Here is a 23,631-nt window from a genome sequence, read left to right as displayed (position 1 = left end):
CTTATACTCTCTTACTTATCTTCTTTCCCCTGTTACTTATTATTTGTTTTCCAGCTTCAGACTCCCTATAGCTTGAATCTGAACATTGTTTGCGACTTCGTTGAATGAAAGGACTCTTACCTGAGGATAGAACTGCTCTATAAGATGATAAAAATGAGCTCTCATGACCTCCGATGTCAAAATAACCGGCGTCTGTGACAGATCCTTGAATTTCTTCATCTCCTCGGAAACCTGTCTTACAAGACTCTGTAATATCTCAGGGCTCAAAGCCAGATAATATCCGCTTTCTCCCTTTGAAAGTGAGCTGACCATAGACCTTTCCAGGTCTGCATCCAGCGTAACAACCTTCATGTTTCCATCCTCACAGTACATTCTGGTGATGGTTCTCTTGAGTGATATTCTGACCTGTTCCACCAGAGAATCTATATCCTTAACCGGAAGTCCGTTCTCTGTAATGGAGTCAACCATGGTCTCAACTATGGTCTCAAGATCCTTAATGGATACTCCCTCCTTGAGAAGAAGGGTGAGTACCTTCTGTAAAAGATTGTATGATACCAGTGCCGGAAAGGCCTCACTTACCAGTTCCGGTGCCGATTTCTTTAAGTTTTCAACAAGTCTGAACACTTCCTGCCTTGTGATCAGTTCATAGCTGTGCTGCTTTATGACTTCACTCATATGTGATACAAGCACCGACAAAGGATCAATGACTGTATATCCGTACATCTCAGCCCTCTCCCTCTGTTCCGGTTTTATCCACTTGCTGGGGATGCCGTATGCGGGCTCGATAGTCTCTATTCCATCGATTTCCCTCTCAACATTCTCCGGTTCAAGGGCCAGATAGAAATCCGTCAGGATCTCTCCAACCGCAACAGCTTCTCCTTTTATCTTTATCACATATTCATTTGTGCCGAGTTTTGCACTGTCTCTCAGTCTTACGGAAGGAATAACATATCCCATATCCTGAGCATACTGTCTTCTGAATACCACTATTCGGCTTATGAGTCTTCCTCCTACGGTCTCATCCGCCAAAGGTATAAGGCTGTATCCAAAGTCAACCTCGATAGGCTCCACCTGAAGTAAGTGGTAAACATTGTTTACATCCTTGAAGTACTCCTCCTGAGTCTGAGCAGGTGCTTTTTCGGTTTTTTCTTCAAGTTCCTCAGCTGACGGCTCTTCTACGCCAACATTTCCGATTCTCTGTCTTGCGCCGTGACTGGCCGCTCTGTAAGCTTCAGCTCTAACTGCCTCAGGGGCTTCAAGTATCCTGCGCTGCATCATATATCCTGCCAGCATAAATCCAAATCCGATTAAAAGAATCTGGAAAAGAGGCATGCCCGGAATGATGCAGAGTACACAAATGACACCGCCTGCGATCATAAACGATCTTGGCTGTGCCAAAAACTCCTTTGATATGTCCTCGTTAAGTGATCCCTCTGCCACGGCACGGGTTACGATCATGCCGGTTGCGGTAGAAATAAGAAGTGATGGGATTTGTCCCACAAGACCATCACCAACGGTTGCAATAGTGTATGTGTTTAATACGGTACCTATGTCCTGTCCGGACTGAACGATACCTATGATACTACCGCCTATAAGATTGATAGCGGTGGTGATCAGTGACATGACTCCGTCACCTTTTACGATTTTCGTAGCACCATCCATGGAGCCGTAAAAATCGGATTCTCTTTGAACATTCATCCTTCGGCGGGCAGCTTCCTGCTCGTCGATGAGACCGGCGTTAAGATCCGAGTCGATAGCCATCTGCTTTCCCGGCATAGCATCGAGGTTAAATCTTGCGGAAACCTCTGCTACACGTTCAGCACCCTTCGTGATGACCGTGAAGTTCATGAGAACGATGACGATATAGATTACAAGACCGACAACAACATTTCCCTGCAGAACGAAGTCACCAAATGACTTAATGACCTGTCCAGAGAAACCGCCAGTGGACAGGATGTTTCTGGTTGTAGAAACATTGATGCCAAGACGGAACAGTGTAGTTAACAGAAGCAATGACGGATAAATCGAAAATTCCAACGGGCTGTGGATCGTCATAGTGATGACCAGAATCATCATGGATATAGCCATATTCAGGACTATACACATATCTGCCATAAACGGCGGAAGCGGGATGATCAGCAGCAATATGATAACCAGTGCCATAACAACTATGGAATTATCTGCAATAAATTTCGTCCATTTCATAGTCTGTGATCTGTTTTCTTATTCTTTTTTATTCTACTCTCTATACCTTACGTACATAAATTAGATATATGTTTATTATAATTGCTTTTTATCAACTTGTCTCGATAAAATTATAAATTCTATTAATTTTTTTAAAATTTTCTTTAATTTCTGTAAAATGTGATAAATTTTAAGGATAAAAAATGAGAAAATGCCATTTGAAGTCGCTTCGCTCCGGCATTTTCGTTTGATTTTGGCTAAAGCCAAAACCAGCCTCGCCGGCTGGGCGGCATCCCTATTCCTTCGGAATAGGGATTTATGCCGGCAGTTCTCCGTTTTTCTGCCTGTAGATAAATACAAGAAGTTCAGCCACCGCGCTGTAATAGTCTACGGGGATTTCCTGACCTATCTCGCAGGAAGCATAAAGTGCTCTGGCCAGTGGCTTATTCTCTATCCACGGCACATCATGCTCTTCACCCGTCTCCACGATCTTAAGTGCGATAAAATCCAGTCCCTTTGCCACCACATAAGGAGCACCGTGCCTGTCCGGATCATACTTTAAAGCAACAGCAACATGGGTCGGGTTTCTGATGATGACATCCGCCTGAGGAACTTCCTGCATCATACGACGATTGGTCATCTCTCTGTGCTTCTGCTTCATTTTGTTTTTTACCTGAGGATCTCCGTCAAGCATCTTCATTTCATCCTTTACTTCCTGCTTTGTCATCATGAGGTCTTTATGATACTTCCATTTTTGATACAGATAATCCAGGAAAGCTATAAGTGAAAAGGCTATCACCACCCTGATTATCAGATCCCAGACAAATCCGAGAAGCATAAGTGTCGAGTTAAATGGAAGCATATCCAGTGTCCTTGCAATAGGCAAAAGCTTTTCATTTATCACAAAATACAACAGTATAATCAGGATACTTATCTTCAGCAGATTTTTAATCACCTCAACAACTTTATTGAGTGAGAATAACTTCTTTACTCCCGAGATCGGATTAAGCTTACTGAATTTTACTTTTGTAGCCTTCTTCGAATAATTGAATCTGGTCTGAACCCCATGAGAAAGGACGGCCAGCACAACTGCCACCAATAGAATTGGCAGGGAACATACCAGGGCATATACCAGAAATCTGTAAAACAGGGTACCGCTTATAGGGTCATATTCGGAATGGGCTATGCAATCAAGAACATATCTGAACATACTGACTATGTAATTATATATAGTCGGAAGCATGAGCCTCACCATCACAAAGACTCCAAGCAACATTACTACTGTGGCAACATCTTTGCTCTGACAGACGTTACCTTCTTTTCTTGCCTCACTTATCTTATGCGATGTAGGCTCCTCGGTTTTATCGGCGCCATCATTACCCATAGGTTTTCTCCTCTCAAGATGATATGCTATTTACTGGCATAATGTTTATTTCTGCATCTATCCCGCAAGTATCATGGTTATCTCGTCGAGATGTGTAAACATGTTATCCAGAATTCTGATGATCATCTCCGACATGGGAGTATAAAGTATGAGAAGCATCACCATTCCTGCAATTATCTTTAACTGAAAATTCACAGAAAAGATATTAATCTGCGGGATGACTCTCATAAGTATTCCCAGGCATATCTGGGTCAATAGTTCTATGGCAATGATGGGGAAGGCAAATTCAAGTCCCAGCACCATGCAGCCATTGAACAGTTCCAGCATATATACCGCAATGTTGTAATCAAGCTTCACCATTCCAAAGGGAATGAGCTTTATGGAATTGAAAAGAATCTCAAAATATCTGAGATGCGCTCCTGTAGTGAAGAACACAAGGCACATAAAAATCGCGAATCTGTTTGCATTGGGAGTAGTCTGCTGATGAGTGGAGGGATCATACATCTGTGCCATGTTAAGACCCATCATAAAATCAATGACGGTACCGCCGAAGCGAATTACCGCCAATGTAAGCTCCATACCGAATCCGATACAGGCACCTATTGCAAGCTCCTTCACGAGCATAAACGCATATTCCAACAATGTCTCAGGCTCTGCCATAAAGTGACCGTCTGTCCAGATGAATATAAGGGCAGAAATCATAAAAATCAGCATTCCTTTTACAGTTCTGGGAAGCTCTGACCTGGACAAAACAGAATTCAACTCGATTATCCCTGTGACTCGCATAAAGATAAAGCTGAACAGAATAATCATTTCAACCTCCGGATGCGATCAAATGAAATATCTCTATCGTAAATTCCTGCATCTTAACAAGGATGGTACTTCCCAGAAGTGCCAGAACCGTAAGTATGGATAAAAGCTTAGGAACGAATGTCAATGTCTGTTCACTTATAGAGGTGGCAGCACTGAATATGGCAAGTACGATACCAACGATCATACTTATAAGGAGAAGCGGCAGCGCTATCTCCAACGCAAGCTGAAATGTCTGTCTCAATGTATCAAGGGCTAGTTCTGTAGTCATCTTTTTATCCTCCAAACCTTATTACAGCCTGAATCTATGCCTTATGTCAGCTTTTTTCTAACGGAAACTGTTTATGATGGTAGAGAACAAGAGTTCCCATCCGTTTATGCTGATAAAAAGCAAAAGCTTAAAGGGCATAGATACCATGGTGGGCGGCAGCATAACCATACCCATGGCCATAAGTGTCGTGGAAACTACGATATCTATCAAAAGAAACGGAAGATAAAGAAGAAATCCTGCTGTGAAACCTCTCTTTAACTCAGAGGTCATAAAAGCAGGTGTGATTACAGTAAGAGGATAATCCCTGACATCATCCTGTACAGCAATATCCGCCATCTCCACAAAGCGGTCAAGAGTTTCCTTTTCCGTATTTCTAAGCATAAACTCCTTGGCAGGTCCTGCCATCCTTTTTATACACTCTTCCTGATTTATGCGTCCGGCACGATAGGGCTGGTAGGCAACTTCATTGATCTGTGCTATGGTGGGGCTCATGATGAACAGGGTAAGGAACAGAGTTATGCCTGCGATGACCATATTGGGAGGTGTATTCTGGACACCCATTGCAGTACGTGTAAAAGATAAAATGATGATTGTCCGAGTGAACGACGTCATCATGACAACAATGGATGGCACCATAGCCACCATCGTCAGCATGAATATCAGATCAAGAGTCGGCACATTGCCGCCATTTAAGCCGGTCAGTAAATCCCCTATCATTTACTGCTATCCTTTCCGTCTCTGAACTGCTTCCAATATCTGTTCAGATACTGAGAAAAATCGCTTTGAACCGGAGCCTCGATACTCCTTTCCAGCGAGAAATCGCCATCGAGCTCTTTGAGGAAAGAAACCCCCTGAGAACTTGAGCTCATAAGATAGTACTTTTTATCTATCTTAACGATCAGAAGCAGACGATCCTGTCCAACTGCCAGCTGATCAATGACTTCCATATATTTTGCGGAACTTCTCATCCGCCAGGTTTTGCCCAGAAACCTGCTGCAGGCATAAGCCAGCAGCAGGATAAGAACAAATACCAGAAATCCGGATACAAGTGAAATAGTGCTATGCATAAGCTCACAGACTTTCCGGATTTATTTCCTTGCTAACTATTTCAGTGATACGAATACCGAAGTTATCTTCAACTACAACGATATCACCCCGGGCGATACATTCACCGTTTACATAAAGGTCTGCCTGTTCACCGGCCATCTTGTCCAAAACAACAAGAGAACCCTGTGTGAACTCAAGGATATCCTTAACAAGTTTCTTGGTTCTTCCTATCTCTACGGAGATTTCCAAAGGAACCTTCATGAGCATCTCTTTATTTTCTTCCTGCTCGCCGTTATCCTCACTCTCACCATATTCCGGAGAATTTAAAGACTGAACCTTTACTCCCTGTCTTTGATTTCTTCCGGCCTTTCTGTCCTCTTCTATGTCCTTGATAAGCTGCATCATCTGTGTCTGAGACTGCTGCATCTGATTAAGAAGCTGCAAGGTCATCGGATCCGGTGCTGCCGCAACACCGGGTACATACTGAGGTGCTGCTGCAGGCTGTGGAGGTACCGCTGCAACTGCCGGTGCAGGAGCGGGTGCAGGTGCAGGAGTTGGCGGCGGTGCTGCAGGGGCCGGTGCAGGTGCAGGAGTTGGTGCTGCCGCTGCAGGTGCCGGTGAAGCCGAAGCCCCTCCGTTCAAAAGTGCATCTACAGCTGACTGATCAAGTGGTCCACCGGATGAAGCAGGTGCAGGCTCAGGTGCTGCCGAAGCTCCTCCGTTCAAAAGTGCATCTACAGCTGACTGATCAAGCTGTCCGCCGGATGAAGCAGCTGCGGGTGCAGGCTCAGGTGCCGGTGCGGGTGCTTCAGCAGAAGCTGCCCCGGCATTATCCGCATCTTCGCTTAGTTCTATGCCAAACTGCTCTGCAAAAGGCTGAAGCAAACGCCTTACCAGGGATACAGACATGATATTGAGGAACTCACTTTCCAGTTCTTTATCCTCAATCTCAAGAGTAAAGCAGACAACTACCTGTTCTTCATCTCCCGGAAAATACTTATCCTTGAATTCCTCTTCATTTGGAACTTCAAAAGATACCGGTGTAGATATATCGACAGTTACCCCAAGAAACTCTGAAAGAGCTGTTGCAGAGGAACCCATCATCTGGTTCATGACTTCTCTGATGGCAGATGCATTCATCTCGTCCATCACGAACTCATCCTCGGGAATATCCATACCCATCATCATACTAACGATGATACGCACGTCATTCCTGCTGAACATCATGACGTTTCTTCCATCAAGTCCCTTTACATAAGAGATCTCTACTCCTACTGCAGGTTCAAGTTCCCTATACTCAAACTCTGTCCTGTTCTGTACCTTTACAACAGGCGTAGTGATATTTACTTTTGTGCCGAGCATTGTTGATAATGCTGTTGCCGATGAGCCAAGGCTGATATTCATTATCTCGCCTATGGCGTCTATTTCCATGTTATTGAAGCGACCAGCACCCATTAGCTACTCTCCTTTACCCCTTCATACTACAAGTTATACCTTTATCTCAAGTGCCTTCTGTGCCATCGCCTTCATAGCATTAAGTGCAGTAACGTTCGCTTCATAAGATCTGGTAGCGGACATACTGTCTACTGTTTCCTTCAGTACATCAACATTGGGCATTTCCACATATCCATCTGCATCGGCATCCGGATGTGACGGATTGTATACTCGTTTCATCTCGCGTGTATCAGCAATAATCTGAGACACCCTGACTCCCGATTTTTTTGCTGTATGAAAGCCTTTTCCCAGCTGAGCATTTCTGAATGCTTCAGCAAAAGATCCCTCACCATAGCTTTCAAACACAACATCCTTACGTTGATACGCGCCACCGTTTTCGGTACGCGTCGTATCAACATTGGCAATATTCTCTGCAGCCACATCCATCCTGATACGCTGGGCGCTCATTCCGGATGCACAAATATCAAAAGAGCTCAAATAAGACATCTTCATCCCTCTTTCTTATTAAGACACAAAGGACGATGCCGTGCCGTTTCATTTAAGCGCCAAGAATATTCTTTACAGTGGAAGTAATTCTTTCTGCATTAAATGGCTTAACAACGAAATCCCTTGCGCCGGACTTTATAGCATCAACTACCATTGATTCCTGTCCCATGGCTGTACACATAACGATCTTTGCATCAGGATGATTCTCCTTGATCTTCTTAAGTGCCTGGAGACCATCCATGTTAGGCATGGTAATATCCATGATAACAAGATCCGGATTCTCCTCATCAAACTTCTTTACTGCTTCTGCGCCATCCTGTGCCTCAACATATTCACAGTCAGCAAAGCCACCCTTTGTAAGTGAATTCTTAACCATCATGCGCATGAATGCAGCGTCATCAACCAGCATAATCTTTGCCATACTTTTTTTCTCCTAGCTTTTATTTAATAGTTTACATTTATATTATGAACTGTGTAGAGAGACTCTATCCTGTCTTCTGTTCCACAGATTCATCCAACAGTGTTTCTATATCCTCATCCGTATTTTTCTCTTTGCCTGTCGGCCTTATGCGGTCATCAATGCGTACAGCTATATTCTTTTTGTAAACCCCCATGGTTCCCATAAACCATGGCTGTTTGCCTACGAAAAGCTTTACCTGACTTTTTGAGGACTTATTCATATCTATAACATCACCGACCTGCAAATGATAAATATCACTTATATCAAGTCTTATGATTCCAAGCTGTCCTGTAATCGGGAATCTCGTATCCTTGATGTGGTTCATGATCACATCAGAATTGTTCTCGTATGAGAATCCTCTTGCGATGTGCTTACGATTATCAATAATCTTGAAGATGTGTTCCAAAAGAGTTCCCGGAATACAGAGCCTTATCTTCTCTGCTGCAAGTCCGGATACGTCAACATTCAAAACTATGATAACCACTGTCTCATCAAGACCGATTTCCTGGGTCATGGAAGGGTTCTCTTCAACTCTCTGCATCTTGAAATTGATGTTTATATAGTTTGAGAATCCGTCATCCATGGAATGGATGATATAATCCAGAACACGTCTGTAAAGTGCCATCTCGACATCTGTGTAACGATAGTTCTCTTCTACACGGATAACCGAATCTCCGCCTCCCAGCATATGGTTTACAAGGGTAATGATCAGTCCCGGAGTAGCATAGACCATCAGCGGAACGTTACTTTTTCCCTTATCGGTGAAGTGGGCATCAACTATGGACATACAGTCGTTCTCATGGAACATGTTCACATATTCATAGTAACGGCTCTCCCTTAATTCTATAACCGTTATATCCGTCATGACACGGAACACACCGTTTACCTGGGATGTAAGGATTCTTGCATAGTTCTCATATATACTTCTGAGGAGCTTTATCTTCTCCTTCGTGAACTTACGAGGACTGTAGAAATCATATTTGTTATAGTTTTCTTCTTCCTTCTTTTCTACTTCGGCAACCACCGTTTTGGTTTCTGCCGCTTTCTCTTCTGCCGGTGCAGAACCTCCTCCGCCACCGCCAGCCATAGATTTAAGGAGTTCGTCAATCTGACTTTGCGATAGTACGTCTGCCATATGTTAAACACCCCACATCATTCTCACACTCTGCTCAACAACCCTCTTCTTTACTATCCGGCGGGTACTATCCTGTAGCGGATTGACCGGCCTGTAAAGCTGCATCCAGTGAATTCATATCCTCCACTGCTTTTTCTGCATATTCCTGATATTCAGCCTGCCCCGCCACTCCTTCGACAGATGAGCTAATGTTGGATGTATCTGTATCTCCTGTAGGAGTAAGTACAACCGTATCTTCACTTATTCCGGCAGATACTCCTTCATCTGCCGTTGTAACGCTTTCACCTGTAGTGATGATGGTGGTGTCAGCGTTCACACCTTCATTAAGTTCCTTATAGTACTGATCCATATCTCTCACTTCGCCGTCCTTATCAATGATAAGGATTTCAACTCTTCGGTTGGCAGCACGTCCCTCACTGGTGCTGTTATCCTCCAAAGGTCTGAACTGTCCGTATCCGATACTTACCAGCTTGTCAGGATCAAGGAAATTTTTATTTTGTACATATATACAAACCTCTGCGGCTCTCATAGAGCTCAGCATACGGTCATTTCTTGCACTGTTTATATGATTCGGGTCAGCCTGTGCCGTATGACCCATTACATTAACCTGGGATATAAGTTCGTTATCACCGCTAATGACATCACAGAAAATATCAAGGGTTTTCTGTCCCTGTTCTGTCAGCACCGCGCTGTCGCCGGCAAAGAACGCCTTATCCTTAAAAACAACGAAGGTATAGTCTTCACCTCTTGTAACAGTTACACCTTCAACTCCGGCTTCGTTCAGAGCCCGGGCGATCTGGAGATAAATCTGGGAAAGGTCCGATTCCATAAGCTGGTTCTGTTCGATCTCAGGATTACCTATGATACCCTCAGGCTCCACACCATCCTCTACTACCTGGGCGTTTATGAGTGCCGTATCTTTGTTAGCTTCCGCAGCACGTTCACTGGGGGTCTTGCCATCGGGATAAATACTTCTTACGAAAAGATCCCACTTGGCGCTGTCCACGCTTGACATGGAATACAAAAGAACGAAAAAGCATAGTAGCAGGGTTACGAGGTCACCATATGTGTCCATCCAGCTTCCGCCTTCGTCCCCTCCTCCGCCTTTCTTTTTCATCTTTTACTTACCTCCTCCGTCGGCTTTCTTGAGAAGCTTGGTCTGCTGACCACGCTGCAGTGATGCAAGCAGATGCTCTCTTATATACTTGGGGTTCTCTCCCGCCTGTATGGAGATAACACCCTCTATGACTGTAGAACAGTAGAGGACTTCTTCTCCCTCACGTACAGCCAGCTTCTGTGCTATAGGATGGAAGATAACGTTCGCAAGTGCCGAACCATAGAATGTTGTGATCATGGCGACACCCATATCCTGTCCAAGTGTACTGGCGCCTCCCGAACCGGAAAGATCCATACCTCTAAGCATGTTTACAAGTCCTACAAGGGTTCCGATCATTCCGAAGGCTGGTGCAAGAGCCGAACCCTTAACATACATTCCTCTCGCCTCATCATGACGAGTCATCATATCCTCAACCTGACGTTCAAGTATGAACCTGACCTTATCAGGATCGTTGGCATCTACAATCATAAGAACAGCGGATTTGAAAAAAGGTTCCTTGATCTCACCTGCTTTTTCTTCCAGTGCAAGGAGTCCGCTCTGTCTCGCTATCATGGCGAGATCCACCAGCTGCTCTACAGTTTTGGGAACATCATACTTTTTGCTGCCTCTTAAACAGGTTCCGATATGCTTCGGTATATCCTTAAGCATCCTGAAAGGGTAACAAGCTATAAGACAGGCTATGGTACCACCTACTACGATGACCAGTGACGGTATATCTACAAAGTTTCCAAGTTTATCTGTTCCGATACCATTAACGATTAGTGCCGCAGCTATAATCCAACCGATCAGAATCGTGAAATCCATTTATGCCTCCTGTAACCCTCAACTACTCTCGTCCGATTTTGCAAAGCCCTTGAATACAACAACATCATGAAGAAACCTGACTATCTGGGCTTCTATGTCTTCCAGGGTGTTCCTGACGATATAGTAGTCCCCGCTGGTGAGCTTTACTTTCGTCTCCGGAATTTTCTCTATAGTCAAAATCTGAAGATAACTCACATATAACGGTTCCCCGTTCAGTCGGATGAGTTCAATCATAAATTTATACACCCTTCCATTTTATCGGCTATAGCGGCGCTATGTATAACGCCGCTATCAAATATTTTTAATTATTTAAGAACTATTATAAGTTTATCTCTTCATATTTACAAGTTCTTGTAATACTTCGTCAGAAACCGTAATGATTTTTGAATTGGCCTGGAAGCCTCTCTGGGTGGTGATCATATCCGAGAACTCCTTAGCGAGATCCACATTGGAACCTTCCAGATAACCTGCCATAAGTGAAGGAGTGGCTCCTTCTTTCGGCAGTGTAACGGTAACTTTACCTGTATTATCACCTGGAGCAGCATTGAAGGTATTGTTACCTGCCTTCATGAGTCCTTCCTGATTCTGGAAAGAAGCAATTGCGACCTTTCCTATAACGATATGTTTCTCTTCACTGTTATGTTCAATAACACCCTTAATTATACCGTCATTTCCTATCTCAATGCTCTTAAGTTGTATAGCAGTACCTTCCCATGAAAAGCCAGATGTTTGAGTAAAATCAGTAATTGTTTCGTTCGGTGCTCTTAATGCGTATAGTAATCTTGTTTCCTTTGCAGTGTTTTCGTCTGCAGCACCATAAGCTGTAGGATCAACCAATGTATTTGGCCTGTAACCATAAACAAAGTTCCCGTTACTGTCAACGATATAACCGTTAGAATCTACCTTAAATTGTCCGACTCTGGTATATGCAAAATCTTTATCTTTCATATTTGTGGTAGTTGTACTATCATCCTTAGGTTTAATGGTTATCCCAGCTGTTTCGTTAGATGAATTTGTAATAAAAAATCCTGAGCCATTGATGCATGCATTAAATCCTCCTATGTATGAGGGTGTCGATGAGGTAAAATCAGTCGCTATACTTCCTGTAAGAGAGCCATAACCATACTGGGCACCGTTGAGACCACCTTCAACCGCTTGACCGGCTGTGGTAGTTGATTGCTTGCCCTGAGCTGATGCCGTGGAAGTCTGATACATGGTATCTTTAAAGCTGTATGACTGTGACTTGAAACCATAGGTGTTAACATTGGCGATGTTGTTACTGATTACATCGAGCTTGTTCTGGTGTGATCTCAAACCTGCTACTGCTGAATCCATTGCTCTTAACATATTTATATTCCTTTCTATCCGGATGTCCCAAAGAACTACTCAGGGGATAACTTCATCCCGGTCCTTCATGACTGATCCTGACCAATATTAGATAGAATAGTGCGATACCGGACGCGTCACTTCAGGGCGCGCCTCAGGCATCCTTTAAAGGTCCTGCCTACATAAATACCGCACTGTCTATATTTGTAAGTGTCCTGTTCTTCATATCATCCTCTGCCATGGTAGTCACCACAACATTGTTTGGTACATTAACTATAAAAATTCCCTGCCGGCCTATCACCGCTACATCTCTGGCGCCTTTCTTTCTCGCCTCTGAAACTGCATCCCGGAGATTGTCCATGAGACTTTCGTTCATCTCTATGTGTCTCTCCTCAAGACGTTTTGCCGCATGCTTGCTGAAACTGAGTTCAGATTTTACTTCATGCTGCAGTTTATCTAACTGTTCCTGAAAGGAAGTTCCTTCGGTACTAATACCTGTAGCCTTAGCCGATTTATCAACTAAGTTCTGATACTGCACGGACTGAATCTTTCTCGAGGTAAGATCAAAATCCATTGCTGTTCCTTTCCAAATTCCATATTTAGTTTTTATAATTTTCCGATTTATATCTGACTTTGCAGGTATGAACCATCATAAGTTTTCATTGTACGTCATCAGATTTGCGTTCCCGGTCCGCCACTGTAGGTATCGTTAATTACAGGTCCGTCACTTCCGTTATCCACTGTTACTGGCCCGTCACTTGATGCTACTGAACCTGATGATGTGGTGCTTCCGGGTCCTGTACCTGATGCTATCCCTGACGATGTTCCTGAATTCCTGATACTTGCAATCTGGGATATCTTATAATCCGTTGTATCACCCTTTAACCTAAGCACAGGTTCATCATCGGTAACATACACCGCTTCAACGATTCCCGTCCTTGCTTCCGCCGTCTGTCCGCTTCCCGCATCCGGTTCAGTAAGTACTGTTACTTCCTTGCCTATCATGCCAACAGAATAGTTCTGCTGTGCAAATGCTATCTGACTTTCTACGGATTCTGTCATGGATGTCAGAGACTGAACCATGGCCATCTGTGACATCTGTGCCAAAAGTTCACTGTTATCCATAGGATTCGTATAATCCTGATTTGCAAGCTGTGCTGCAAGAAGCTTGAAGTAACTGCTTATAGTCAAGGTATTCTTTTCATTGGATTCCGGACTAGCTGTCTTCGAAACATAAGGATTGGTCGAACTTGATATGCTTGATACATCCGCCATATGTACGCTCCTTTCTGATTATCAGACAAGTCCGAGTCTCATCTGTTGTAAGAATGCCGAACTGCTTTGCTCGCTTCTCTCTGACTGCTGAGCCTGCTGTCTCGCCTGCTGCTGCTCCGCATTCTCGTTGGATTCTCTGCCGCTTGCCATATCCTGTTTTGTATTGCTCTCTTGTGCGTTCGGTATGTAGACCTGCGTCTCCTGCCCTGTTTTCTGCTGTATGATGTTTGCCATGGCAGAAGCGTTCTGTGTAAGTATCTCTACTGTCTTCTGGTTTGTGGCACTTATGGAAACTGCTGCATGTCCGCTGTCGTAGCTTACATTGATAGTTATCTTTCCGAGGTTCTCGGGATCTAGCTCTATGGTAAGCTGACCGTTTTTCGACGGGAATCTGGATGAAAGAAGATTTGTAAGATCCGAAGCCATGCTGGTCTCAGAAGTTCTCATCATCATAGATTCGTTTACGACTGTTTCTGTCTTTGTTGATTTAGCTGTCTCAGCCGTCTGTGTAGTTTGAACTCCCTGATTGGACTGGTTCGCAAAAGGCGTAGGCGCTGAAGCCTGAATCTCTGTGAAACCTTCCATCGGGTCAGTTTCTTTGCTTTCTTCGGAAGTCTCAGTCTTTTCGTTAGTCGTTGCTGCAACAGGACCTTTTGCAATTTCCTCAGGATTTCTCTTCTCTCCCGGATCTCTTCCTGTAGGGCCGTTTGTATCCGTTGATGGAGTACCGCTGGGACTGTTGCTGCTGTTTACAACCATATGTCCCTGTCCTTCAAGACTCTTTAATACCTCCACAGGATCATACTTACTTGATGTCACTTCATTAGAACTCTTCGTTGCTGTCTCTTCTCCACCGTTTCTTTCTGTCTCAAGTGCTGTTGTCTTTGATGCTGCCTCACTTCTTACCTTTCCTTCGGACGATTCACTGCCTGAAGCCGAAACCAGCTCTGATGCTGCTACCGTAGACGCTGCACTGTTTAATCCACTTACATCCACACTCGGTGGGGCCGCCATTGTGCTTGTCCTTTCTGTAACAAGCTCCACTCCATTACTGGCGGTAGTCATTCGATCAGCCTGTAGTGCTTCAAAGATACCTGTTTCTTCTGTCTCCGGCTCTGTTCCTTCACTTGCTGTAGTGATACGGTCTCCCTGTAATGCATCAATGATACCTGCATCTTTTGTCACAGTTTCCTGGCCGATGCTTACTGAAATGTGTGCGTCTTTATCAGATGCATCAATGGTGCTTATTTCTTCTGTCAAAGTCTCTGTGCCATCACTTACTGTTGTGATACGGTCAGCCTGAAGACTGTTTATAAGAGCAAGCATAGCTGCCATCTCTTCGGCATTATAGTTCACATCAGTCTGTCCTGCTTCTTCGACTGCCTTTCCTGTGTCCTGGCCCCCGGGCCCGTCAGAACTTAGCTTATTTGTCACCTGAGTCTCTGCTCTTTCTGTCTTGTTATCGACTAAGCTCTTCATTCTGCCGTCTCCGGAACTGTCACTGAACTGTACTGTTCCTTTACCGGAATTGTCTTTTCCCTTCACAGGCTTACTGTCTTTCATCAAACTTGAGAACTGAATTCCTCCTGTCGCGGCGGTTTCAGAACCATAGCCGCTTCCGGAGGTTCCTGCCCCCCAGGAAACTGTTTTAACAGAACCTGTAAAGTAGTTGTTTACTGCTTCCAATTTTTTTCCTCCTTTCCTCATTGGGATATAAATATGTAATCCATGCATAGCACGGGATCACTCTTCTCTGTCCTCCTCACTCAGGCAGATCTGATTATGGAGTTTTGCTGATTTGAGACGAACTCATCGATGAAAGCTTCCTGATCCTTTTGCTCCTGGGCTTTGAAGATCTCCTGCTTTTTCTCTTTAAGCTTTTCGAATTTGTTGACGTCGATGTTCGCCGCAATTACCTCCTCTTTCTTTTTATCGGCATTTGCCTGCAAAATCTTAAGTGTCTCTTTTTCAACTTCTACCTGTTTGTCAAGATTGTCAATCATGGAAGAATACATCAGAAACTTCTCGATAACCGCTCCCTGCTGCTTGACCTCATCGAACTCCCGGTTCAATGCATCTGCCTTTGCTCTGAGACCGGCTATCTCCTGCTTCTTTTCCTCTACAAACTTCATTCTGAGCGCGTACTGTTCCTTCAGATCGTCAAGAACTCTCTGTTTGTACTCAAGCACAGACTGAAGATTATATTGAAACCTCTTCATACGTTGCCACCTTTCCCCGGGATGTCAGCCCCGTTAAAACCGCCATACCGGTATTAGTACTACGGATTTTCCTAAAACCCGTTAACCCCATCTACCCGACAATGCTTTTTATCTGTCCCAATACCTCGTCATAGGAAAAAGCTTCCTTTGTACCCTGTATCAGGAACTTATTTATATCCGGATACTTACTTATTGCCTCATCAAGTGCTGCATTGGTACCCTTTTTATAAGCGCCTATAGATATAAGATCGGCATTCTTCTGATAAAGTCCCAAAAGATTACGCATCTTAGAAGCATATTTGTTATGCTCCGGAGATACTATCTCAACCATCAGTCGGCTGACGCTGGCGCCAATGTTTATGGCCGGGTAATGATTCTCCGCCGCCAGGGCTCTCGAAAGAACTATATGTCCATCAAGAATACCTCTTACAGTATCGGCAATGGGTTCATTGGTATCATCACCTTCTACAAGCACTGTATAAACGCCGGTTATGGAGCCCTTTGTAAACTGTCCTGCTCTCTCAAGGAGTCTCGGGAACTCCGCGTAAATGGAAGGAGTATATCCTCTTGCTATGGGAGGCTCTCCAGTAGCAAGTCCTATTTCACGCTGCGCCATGGCATATCGTGTAAGGGAATCCATCATAAGCAGTACATCCATCCCCCTGTCGCGGAAATACTCCGCTATGGTTGTTGCAACTAACGGACACTTAAGTCTCAGCATGGCGGGCTGATCCGAGGTGGCCACTACAAGGACCGATCTCTTCATCCCTTCCTCTCCGAGATCTCTCTGAGCGAACTCCAGAACCTCTCGACCTCTTTCGCCTACCAGTGCTATAACATTTATGTCTGTTTTTACGTTTTTAGCGATCATACCCATAAGAGTGGACTTACCTACACCGGAACCTGCAAAGATCCCTATACGTTGTCCTTTTCCTATGGTATTAAGTCCATCTATCGCTTTTATGCCAAAATCCAGTCTTGAACGAATAGGAGGCCTGTCCAGCGGATTTGTATACGCACTGTTTACTGTGTATGTAGTGGCATTGACAGGAAAAGGTGTTCCGCCATCCATGGGCTGGCCTAAAGCATTGATGATCCTGCCCTTAAGGAAGTTTCCTACCGGAACCCTCAGCCTGTGCTTTGTATTTCTTACAAAGCTTCCCGAGGTGATACCCGATGTAGCCTCATAGGTCATGAGCTGGATCTTGTCCCCCTTGAATCCTACCACCTCCGCCGGAATACTCTTATTCAGTTCTTCGTTATGGATCATGCAGATATCACCGATACTCGCCTTATCTCCGGAAGCTTCTATAGCCATACCGACGATATTTTCGATCTTACCTACACGTCCGACGGTTTCTGTCTTCCTGATAATTTCCGGAAGTTTTTCAAACATTACTCCATTCCCTCTTCGCTATTTTCATTTAAGTCCACGCCGTTCAGGTTCTCTCTTATGTTGTCTATCTGGGAATCAACGCCTATATCTATCATCTCACTGGGTGTTTCTATGACCGTATAACCAAGCTTCTCCTTATCCTGAACAACGAACTTTACATTGTCGGAAATTCTTGCAAGATCCGCCGCCACATCCTCATCCACAGATATAAGCTGTTCGTAATCAAATTTATCTATATAAATCTTGATCCACTCGGTTTTCTTCATCTTTTCCACTTCGGCTATGATCATGCGCTTGATGACCTCTCCCGATGTTTCAAGACTTATATGTATAACCTTTTCAGCCACGGCTATGGCCACATTCTTAAGTTCATCCAGATACCTGTGAAAACTCTCTTCCCTTTCCTCTCCTATCTGAATGATGGAATGTGCCACCGCTGTCTGATATTTTTCTACTGTTTCCTTAAATTCTGCTTCAGCCTTCTGACGGGCTGCCTCATGACCATCCTGCATTCCCTCCTGATGACCGCTGTTGTAACCCTCTTCATAGGCATCCGTCTTTATCTGTTCAGCCTCCATCTTTGCTATATTGATGATTTTCTCTGCTCTGTCCGCCGCATCCCTGAGCATCTTTCTCTGCATGATGGCTATCTCTTCATCTGACTTGATCTCGCCGTTCTGCATAATCTGTTCGGGACGCTGTATGGGCATATCCCGGTATGACTGATAGGATTCTGTATTTTCCGGGCGGGTGCTTTGAACCTCTGTTTCCTCCGGTTCATCTTCCCCCTTGCTGAACTTCTCTATGGTAGAGATATACTGCTGGATACCCACATTGTTCCCACCCTTAATGATGGAACGAGAGGATTTTCTCTTATACAATGATTGTATCTTCTCCACCTCCCTTGTTGATTACAAGCTCGCCCTGCTCTTCCAGCTTACGGATGAGGTTGACGATACGCTGCTGAGCTTCCTCAACATCCTTGAGACGTACATTGCTTGTAGTTTCGATATCTGCACGAACTGTCTCTGCCTGACGCTTGGACATATTTCCGAAGAAGATATCCTTCATCTCGTCGCTTGCAGTCTTCATAGCAAATACGATATCCTTGGTATCGCAATCTCGTATAAATCTCTGGCAGGAACGGTTGTCCATGGAAAGAATGTCTTCGAATACGAACATCTTGTCCCTGATATCCTTGGAAAGATTCGGATTCGATACGTCCAGTTCGTCGAAGATCTTCTTCTCGGAACTTCTGTCGATATGGTTCATTACGTCAGCTACATAATCGATACCGCCAAGGTTCATATTGTCCTCACTGGTAATGATAGAGCTGAACTTACGCTTCATCTCATTTTCAATGATCTGAATGGCATCCGGGGATACACGATCCATGTTTGCCATGGCTGTAACGGTAGGAATACGCTTCTCTTCCGGAAGATTCTCAAGAACCTTTGCCGACTGCTCAGCTTCCATATATGACATGATAAGCGCGATAACCTGGGGTCTCTCGGTTGCAAGCAGGGACAACAGCGCTTTCGGATCTCCCTTTGCAAAGAAATTGAAAGGTTTGGATGCAAGGGTTTTTGATACCTTGTCCAAAAGGTTTTTGGCAGTTGACTCACCGAAGGCCTTTTCAAGTACCGACTTGGCGTAGTCAATACCACCATCTGTCATCATCTTATGAGTGAGACAAAGCTTGTAAAACTCATCAAGAGTGTCCTCCACTTCCTGGTTTGTGGTCTTTCCTACCCTTGCCACCTCATAAGTCAGATCTTCTATATCGGCTTCGTTAAGATACTTATAAAGCTGTGAAGCTCTGTCAGCTCCTATGGAAACCACTACCAGCGCTGCTTTCTGCTTAAAACTAAGCTTCCGGCCTGAGGAAGCTGGCTCCGGAGCTATAGCAGGAGCGGGTGCAGGAGCCGCCGCTGCGGCACCTCCTGTTGCTGTCTTATTTTCTACCTGAACGTTCTCTTCTCCTGCCATTGGTGCTCTCCTCTTCTTCTTCACGCAGCCATCCCTGAATCAGCTTTGCAACTACCTGAGGATTGTTGTCTATGAACTCTCCGATATTCTGCTTCAGGCGCATACCATGCTGCATTGATGCATTTGTATCTTCTTCTGCTCCGAGTTCCATCTCTTCGTTTCTCTGTCTCTTCTCGGCAGCCGTCTCCGTCTGTGCTGCCGCTGCCTCCGCCGCAGCTGCCTCTGCTGCTGCAGCTTCTTCCGCTGCTTTCTGTGCCGCAAGTCTCTTCTTCTTTTTCTTTCTGAGAATAATAAGTAAAAGTATAAGGAGAAGAAGTACTCCTGCTGCTATAGCTATGATAAGTGTAACAAGCGGGAATTCAGGTTCAGGCTCAGGCTGTGTCTCAGTTTCAACCTGAGGTGCCTCTTCTGCCGGTGTAGAACGAATGATGGTTATTTTTTCCGCCGCATCCGCTCTTCCTATTCCGCCTGCGTCAGCAACAAGATTTACAAGATCCTGCTGCTGTACAGATCTGTCATCAGTCATGATAACGACTGCTACCGTCGCATCCTTAAGAACTCCCGGAGATATCTCCCTCTGTTCCTTAAGTACGTTAAACAACCAGTCTCTGGAGTAGGCATTGGCCGAATATCCGTTTGTGGTTCCATTTGCCCCGTTCAGATTTGTATATCTCGGTGTGTCTGCATTGGCATCAGTACCAACCACGCCTGCTGCCCCGTCTGTTGTGGAACCGGAATTCTCGTTGTTGAAATCTTCATGATTGAGAAGTCCTGAACGTTCTGTCTCTTCCACCTGCTCCGGAACCGTATACTCAGTGTTCTCGGATATGAGCTTGGTCATATCCAGAGTACCCTTAACAGAAACCGCTATGTTCTCCGCTCCGTAGAGCTTTGCAAGAACACGTTTAATGTTAGCAGCAATACTGTTCTCTACCTGAGTGGTGAGATCCTGAATAACCTTACTGGTATCCCCTCCGTTGTCACCGCCCACTTCTTCCATGGTTCCTGCATCAAATACGGAAACATTGGTAAAGTTCACACCCTTTACGGATCTGGAAATAAGATTCCTGATGGCGTTGGCATTGGCATCACTGAGGGTTGCCCCTTCCTTCATGGTGACCACTACCGATGCGGAAGCATCTATAGTCTTTGTAGTGCTGAGAGCAAATTTCTCATTTGAACCCTTGGCTATGGTCACCTTCGCATCCATGACCCCGTCAAAGATACGTATAGTGGCCCCCAGACGATCCTGAAGATCATAAAGTGTATACAGCTCTTTATCAGACTCTGTGGTCATGAGACCTGCATTACTTATGTACATGTCATAAGTAAAACCACTTTTAGGATATCCCTTGCTGAGAAGCGATACTCTGGTAGACTCTACCTTGTCCTCCGGTACCCTGATGGAACCGTCCGTTGCATTGTAGGTATATACTATGCCCTCATCCTGCAGAAGATTTGCCACCTGGGATGCTTCCTCGGTACTTAAGCCGGTGAACAATGTACTGTATTTAGTTTGACTGATTAGATTTAAGTATATGATTGCAGCTGCAGCGGCAATGACCGTTGCAGCAATGATGCCAATAATCGCAATTCTGCTCTTTTTTGGCATCTTTCCCCATGATTCTTTAAAGTTATCCAAAGTTCACTCCACTCTGAAACCCATCCCCAATTGCTACTAATCTTTATCAGTAAAGCCGGTCATCAGGTGTTCATCTTGATAAGCTCTGAGTAGGCGCTAAGCGCCTTGTTCCTCAATGTGATCATCATGTTCAGACTGATAGCCGCCTTTGACTCAGCGATCGGAAGCGAATGTGCGTCCTCAAGCTGCCCTGTAGCCAAAAGGTACTGCTTGTTTTCCACGTCTGCCTGAGTTACCTTTACGTTATTCACCACATTGTCAAAGATGTCCTTGAACAAAGTGGCTCCCTCAGACTCCTGTGGTCTCTGATTTCTCTGGGTTCTCAAATCCTCCAGAGTCCATGATCTCATAGGTGTGATAAATTGATTATTAATTTCCATTTCTTAGGCCCTCTATCTTCTTAAAAATAATCAAAAGCTCCTTATTTTTAAATTCAGCAAATAGCACGCTAAATTTTATAAATAGCGTTTAGTAACGTTTGCCCTTCCCTGGAAACTAACTTTTCATGGAGTGTTATACCGATTCCTGAGGCTGAATGCCTATGATTTTGAATCGTCCCTCTCTTTTTAGATGATCTCAACCGCTTCCCTGCAGTTGACGTTTTAAAATACTCTCTACCCCTAAAACTAAAAAAATAGCTTAATCAAAAGTGTCGTAAATATATCATGGACGTACATACCACATAGCATGTAACGTACGAGAGTCAAAGTTAGTCTTGATAATCGTTATTAAATCCATGATATATTTATCGACAAAAAATCCTATATTATTAGCATCATGAACATATTCCTATGCACTTATGCCAAAAATCTTAAATAGACCGGCAAATCCGGAATAAATAATTATCAGTAAATGATCTTGTCAACCATTCCCTTAAGAACACTGGCGTTATCATTGAGCTCACTGCTGGAGGTTGAACTCTGCTCCGCTGTTGCACTGTTCTGCTGAACAACTTCGGATATCTGCTCAAGACCTGTGGTAATCTCGGAGATTGACTGGGATTCTTCCTGCATCTCTGATGCTATAGTGGCAACCAGCTCCTTGGACTTGATGGAATCGTCCTTAACCGCATTGAGTTCCGATGCGGCTTCACCGATCATCTTGGAACCGTTACGTACCGCTGAAATGGTTGATTCAATAAGTGTTGAAGTTTCCGAAGCTGCTGCGGCAGACTTTCCTGCAAGGTTTCTTACCTCATCTGCAACTACCGCAAATCCCTTACCTGCTGAGCCTGCACGGGCTGCCTCTACTGCAGCATTGAGAGCAAGGATGTTTGTCTGGAAAGCGATATCATCGATAGCCTTGATAATGTTTTCAATCTGATTTGACTTGCTCTCGATCTCATCCATAGCTTCCTGAACCTTGCTCATCTGTTCATTCTGTATGGTGATCTTATCCGCAACACCGGCAGAGAACTCTTCCACGTCTCTGGCTGACTTCGCGCTGTTCTTTACCTTGTCGTTCAAAACATTGATGGTAGCCGAAAGCTCTTCAAGTGTTGATGCCTGTTCTGTAGCACCCTGACTGAGGGCCATGGAACCGTTGGCGATCTTCTCTGATCCGTTCTTAACCTGTGTGGCTACATCGTTCATGTTAGAGAACATATCGGAAAGATTCTCGGAAATCTTTTCAAATCCCAGCCTTATGGGCATGGTATCCTTAACATAGATTTCGGGATGTTCCATCCTTACGGCAAAATTTCCTTCACTCATGGCTGAAAGCATGGAGCTGACATCCTCAACAAGAGTACGGAGTTTGAATGTCATACCGGACATGTTTCTCACCATGCTTCCCAACTCATCCTCTGACAGCTTTGATACATCTATATCTATCTGGAAGTCTCCGTTCGCCATCCTGTCCATGGTATCGTTTGCAACGTCCACAGTGCTCACGATGGTGTTCGCAAGGAAAAGGAATACGATAACCACGCATACGATAACAACCACTGCAAGGATTACCAGCGTGAATGTAACCTTCGTCTTAAAGGAATCCGATTCCGCAATAAGATCTGCAGCCTGCTGATCGGAGAGCTTTCCAACCGCACTAAGTGCTGATACAAACTCTTCGGAGGTCACAACGTTGAATCCGCTCTTATAGTGTTCCATGGCTGCTTCCCTGTCTCCGCTGTCTATCACATCCAGAAGTTCATAGGAGCCTTTCTTCAGGGCATCAAACTTCTGCTGGAGAGTATTAATGAGGGCATCGTCACCAAGAGTCTTGCTTATGGAGTCTATATCTCCCTGCATATCACCGAAACGTTCATCAAAATCAGCCTTCTGATCCGCTACAGAATTGCCCTCAGGATCCATAATTGCAAGAAGGATACGTTTATTGACAGTCTGAATATCCTTACGCATATTCATCTGAGCTTTCGTGTTGGAATACTGTACTCTGGAAAAACTTTCCATCATTCCACTCATCCTGAGGAATGCGAAAAACGACGTACCGACAAGGATGATTATCGCCAATGCGATGACTACCACAGTCGTTGTGAATTTGGTTCTGATCTTCATGTTCTTAAAACCTTGCATAGTGCTGCCCCCTTTAAACAGGCTAAACCAATCAGCGGATGCCGAACCCCCGGAACCCGAAACTTAAATATCTTCTATAGAGGTGCCGGTTGACATCTCT

General features: G+C 44.6%; 23 protein-coding genes and 1 pseudogene. All 24 read right to left on the bottom strand.

The genetic code is table 11. The features are described from left to right. Positions 1-39: 39 nt before the first annotated feature. Positions 40-2,205 carry a flagellar biosynthesis protein FlhA gene (gene flhA / locus T515_RS06230; RefSeq protein ID WP_036608871.1) on the bottom strand — a complete coding sequence of 722 codons (2,166 nt, stop codon included), beginning with the start codon at positions 2,203-2,205 and terminating at the stop codon, positions 40-42. 295 nt (positions 2,206-2,500) lie between these two features. Then, positions 2,501-3,568, bottom strand: a complete 1,068-nt coding sequence (gene flhB, locus T515_RS06225; RefSeq protein ID WP_036608868.1) for a flagellar biosynthesis protein FlhB — start codon at positions 3,566-3,568, stop codon at positions 2,501-2,503. Positions 3,569-3,625: 57 nt separating this feature from the next. After that, complete coding sequence (locus T515_RS06220) at positions 3,626-4,381, bottom strand: flagellar biosynthetic protein FliR (RefSeq protein ID WP_036608865.1); 756 nt, start codon at positions 4,379-4,381, stop codon at positions 3,626-3,628. 1 nt (position 4,382) lies between these two features. Continuing rightward, positions 4,383-4,649, bottom strand: a complete 267-nt coding sequence (locus T515_RS06215) for a flagellar biosynthetic protein FliQ (RefSeq protein ID WP_036608864.1) — start codon at positions 4,647-4,649, stop codon at positions 4,383-4,385. A gap of 57 nt (positions 4,650-4,706) precedes the next feature. Next, positions 4,707-5,363 (bottom strand): flagellar type III secretion system pore protein FliP, encoded by a 657-nt coding sequence (fliP, locus tag T515_RS06210; RefSeq protein WP_036608996.1) that lies wholly within the window; start codon positions 5,361-5,363, stop codon positions 4,707-4,709. Next, positions 5,363-5,716 carry a flagellar biosynthetic protein FliO gene (gene fliO, locus T515_RS06205; RefSeq protein ID WP_051671503.1) on the bottom strand — a complete coding sequence of 118 codons (354 nt, stop codon included), beginning with the start codon at positions 5,714-5,716 and terminating at the stop codon, positions 5,363-5,365. Before fliO ends, fliP begins: the two co-directional genes overlap by 1 nt. Positions 5,717-5,720: 4 nt before the next feature. Next, entirely contained in the window at positions 5,721-7,151 is a 1,431-nt protein-coding gene (fliN, locus tag T515_RS06200; protein ID WP_036608862.1) for a flagellar motor switch protein FliN, read from the bottom strand. A 33-nt stretch (positions 7,152-7,184) separates the two neighbouring features. Further along, the gene (gene flgC, locus T515_RS06195) at positions 7,185-7,637 is read right to left on the bottom strand and encodes a flagellar basal body rod protein FlgC (RefSeq protein WP_036608861.1); all 453 of its coding nucleotides are present in this window, start codon (positions 7,635-7,637) and stop codon (positions 7,185-7,187) included. 52 nt (positions 7,638-7,689) lie between these two features. Further along, positions 7,690-8,058 (bottom strand): response regulator, encoded by a 369-nt coding sequence (locus tag T515_RS06190; protein WP_036608859.1) that lies wholly within the window; start codon positions 8,056-8,058, stop codon positions 7,690-7,692. A gap of 64 nt (positions 8,059-8,122) precedes the next feature. Further along, positions 8,123-9,232: a flagellar motor switch protein FliM gene (locus tag T515_RS06185; RefSeq protein ID WP_036608857.1), complete on the bottom strand. Its 1,110-nt coding sequence runs from the start codon at positions 9,230-9,232 to the stop codon at positions 8,123-8,125. Positions 9,233-9,299: 67 nt separating this feature from the next. Then, the gene (locus tag T515_RS06180) at positions 9,300-10,349 is read right to left on the bottom strand and encodes an OmpA/MotB family protein (RefSeq protein WP_081832695.1); all 1,050 of its coding nucleotides are present in this window, start codon (positions 10,347-10,349) and stop codon (positions 9,300-9,302) included. 3 nt (positions 10,350-10,352) lie between these two features. After that, on the bottom strand, positions 10,353-11,153 hold the full coding sequence (locus T515_RS06175) for a motility protein A (protein WP_036608855.1): 801 nt from the start codon (positions 11,151-11,153) through the stop codon (positions 10,353-10,355). A gap of 18 nt (positions 11,154-11,171) precedes the next feature. Then, positions 11,172-11,387 (bottom strand): flagellar FlbD family protein, encoded by a 216-nt coding sequence (locus T515_RS06170; RefSeq protein WP_036608853.1) that lies wholly within the window; start codon positions 11,385-11,387, stop codon positions 11,172-11,174. Between the two features lie 93 nt (positions 11,388-11,480). Then, positions 11,481-12,500, bottom strand: a complete 1,020-nt coding sequence (locus T515_RS06165; RefSeq protein WP_036608851.1) for a flagellar hook-basal body complex protein — start codon at positions 12,498-12,500, stop codon at positions 11,481-11,483. Between the two features lie 157 nt (positions 12,501-12,657). After that, positions 12,658-13,053: a TIGR02530 family flagellar biosynthesis protein gene (locus T515_RS17060; protein WP_081832694.1), complete on the bottom strand. Its 396-nt coding sequence runs from the start codon at positions 13,051-13,053 to the stop codon at positions 12,658-12,660. 479 nt (positions 13,054-13,532) lie between these two features. Next, positions 13,533-13,754: pseudogene (locus T515_RS18560) on the bottom strand (flagellar hook capping FlgD N-terminal domain-containing protein); the annotation flags it as partial. 21 nt (positions 13,755-13,775) lie between these two features. Next, on the bottom strand, positions 13,776-15,440 hold the full coding sequence (locus T515_RS06150) for a flagellar hook-length control protein FliK (protein WP_036608848.1): 1,665 nt from the start codon (positions 15,438-15,440) through the stop codon (positions 13,776-13,778). An 80-nt stretch (positions 15,441-15,520) separates the two neighbouring features. Then, the gene (gene fliJ, locus T515_RS06145) at positions 15,521-15,973 is read right to left on the bottom strand and encodes a flagellar export protein FliJ (protein WP_051671501.1); all 453 of its coding nucleotides are present in this window, start codon (positions 15,971-15,973) and stop codon (positions 15,521-15,523) included. A gap of 91 nt (positions 15,974-16,064) precedes the next feature. Beyond that, entirely contained in the window at positions 16,065-17,369 is a 1,305-nt protein-coding gene (locus T515_RS06140; RefSeq protein WP_036608846.1) for a FliI/YscN family ATPase, read from the bottom strand. Further along, positions 17,369-18,250 (bottom strand): FliH/SctL family protein, encoded by an 882-nt coding sequence (locus tag T515_RS06135; protein ID WP_051671500.1) that lies wholly within the window; start codon positions 18,248-18,250, stop codon positions 17,369-17,371. The genes T515_RS06140 and T515_RS06135 overlap by 1 nt, the downstream gene beginning before the upstream one ends. Next, the gene (fliG, locus tag T515_RS06130; protein ID WP_036608843.1) at positions 18,243-19,358 is read right to left on the bottom strand and encodes a flagellar motor switch protein FliG; all 1,116 of its coding nucleotides are present in this window, start codon (positions 19,356-19,358) and stop codon (positions 18,243-18,245) included. Before fliG ends, T515_RS06135 begins: the two co-directional genes overlap by 8 nt. After that, positions 19,324-21,000, bottom strand: coding sequence for a flagellar basal-body MS-ring/collar protein FliF (gene fliF, locus T515_RS06125; RefSeq protein WP_155988296.1), 1,677 nt, complete (start codon positions 20,998-21,000; stop codon positions 19,324-19,326). The genes fliG and fliF overlap by 35 nt, the downstream gene beginning before the upstream one ends. Before the next feature lie 62 nt (positions 21,001-21,062). Further along, on the bottom strand, positions 21,063-21,380 hold the full coding sequence (gene fliE, locus T515_RS06120) for a flagellar hook-basal body complex protein FliE (protein WP_036608842.1): 318 nt from the start codon (positions 21,378-21,380) through the stop codon (positions 21,063-21,065). Positions 21,381-21,845: 465 nt separating this feature from the next. Continuing rightward, positions 21,846-23,531, bottom strand: a complete 1,686-nt coding sequence (locus tag T515_RS06115) for a methyl-accepting chemotaxis protein (RefSeq protein WP_036608840.1) — start codon at positions 23,529-23,531, stop codon at positions 21,846-21,848. Between the last annotated feature and the right edge of the window lie 100 nt (positions 23,532-23,631).

Origin of the sequence: Oribacterium sp. P6A1, assembly GCF_000702885.1 — a bacterium.
Lineage (GTDB): Bacteria > Bacillota > Clostridia > Lachnospirales > Lachnospiraceae > Oribacterium.
This window is presented reverse-complemented; position numbering and strand designations above follow the sequence as displayed.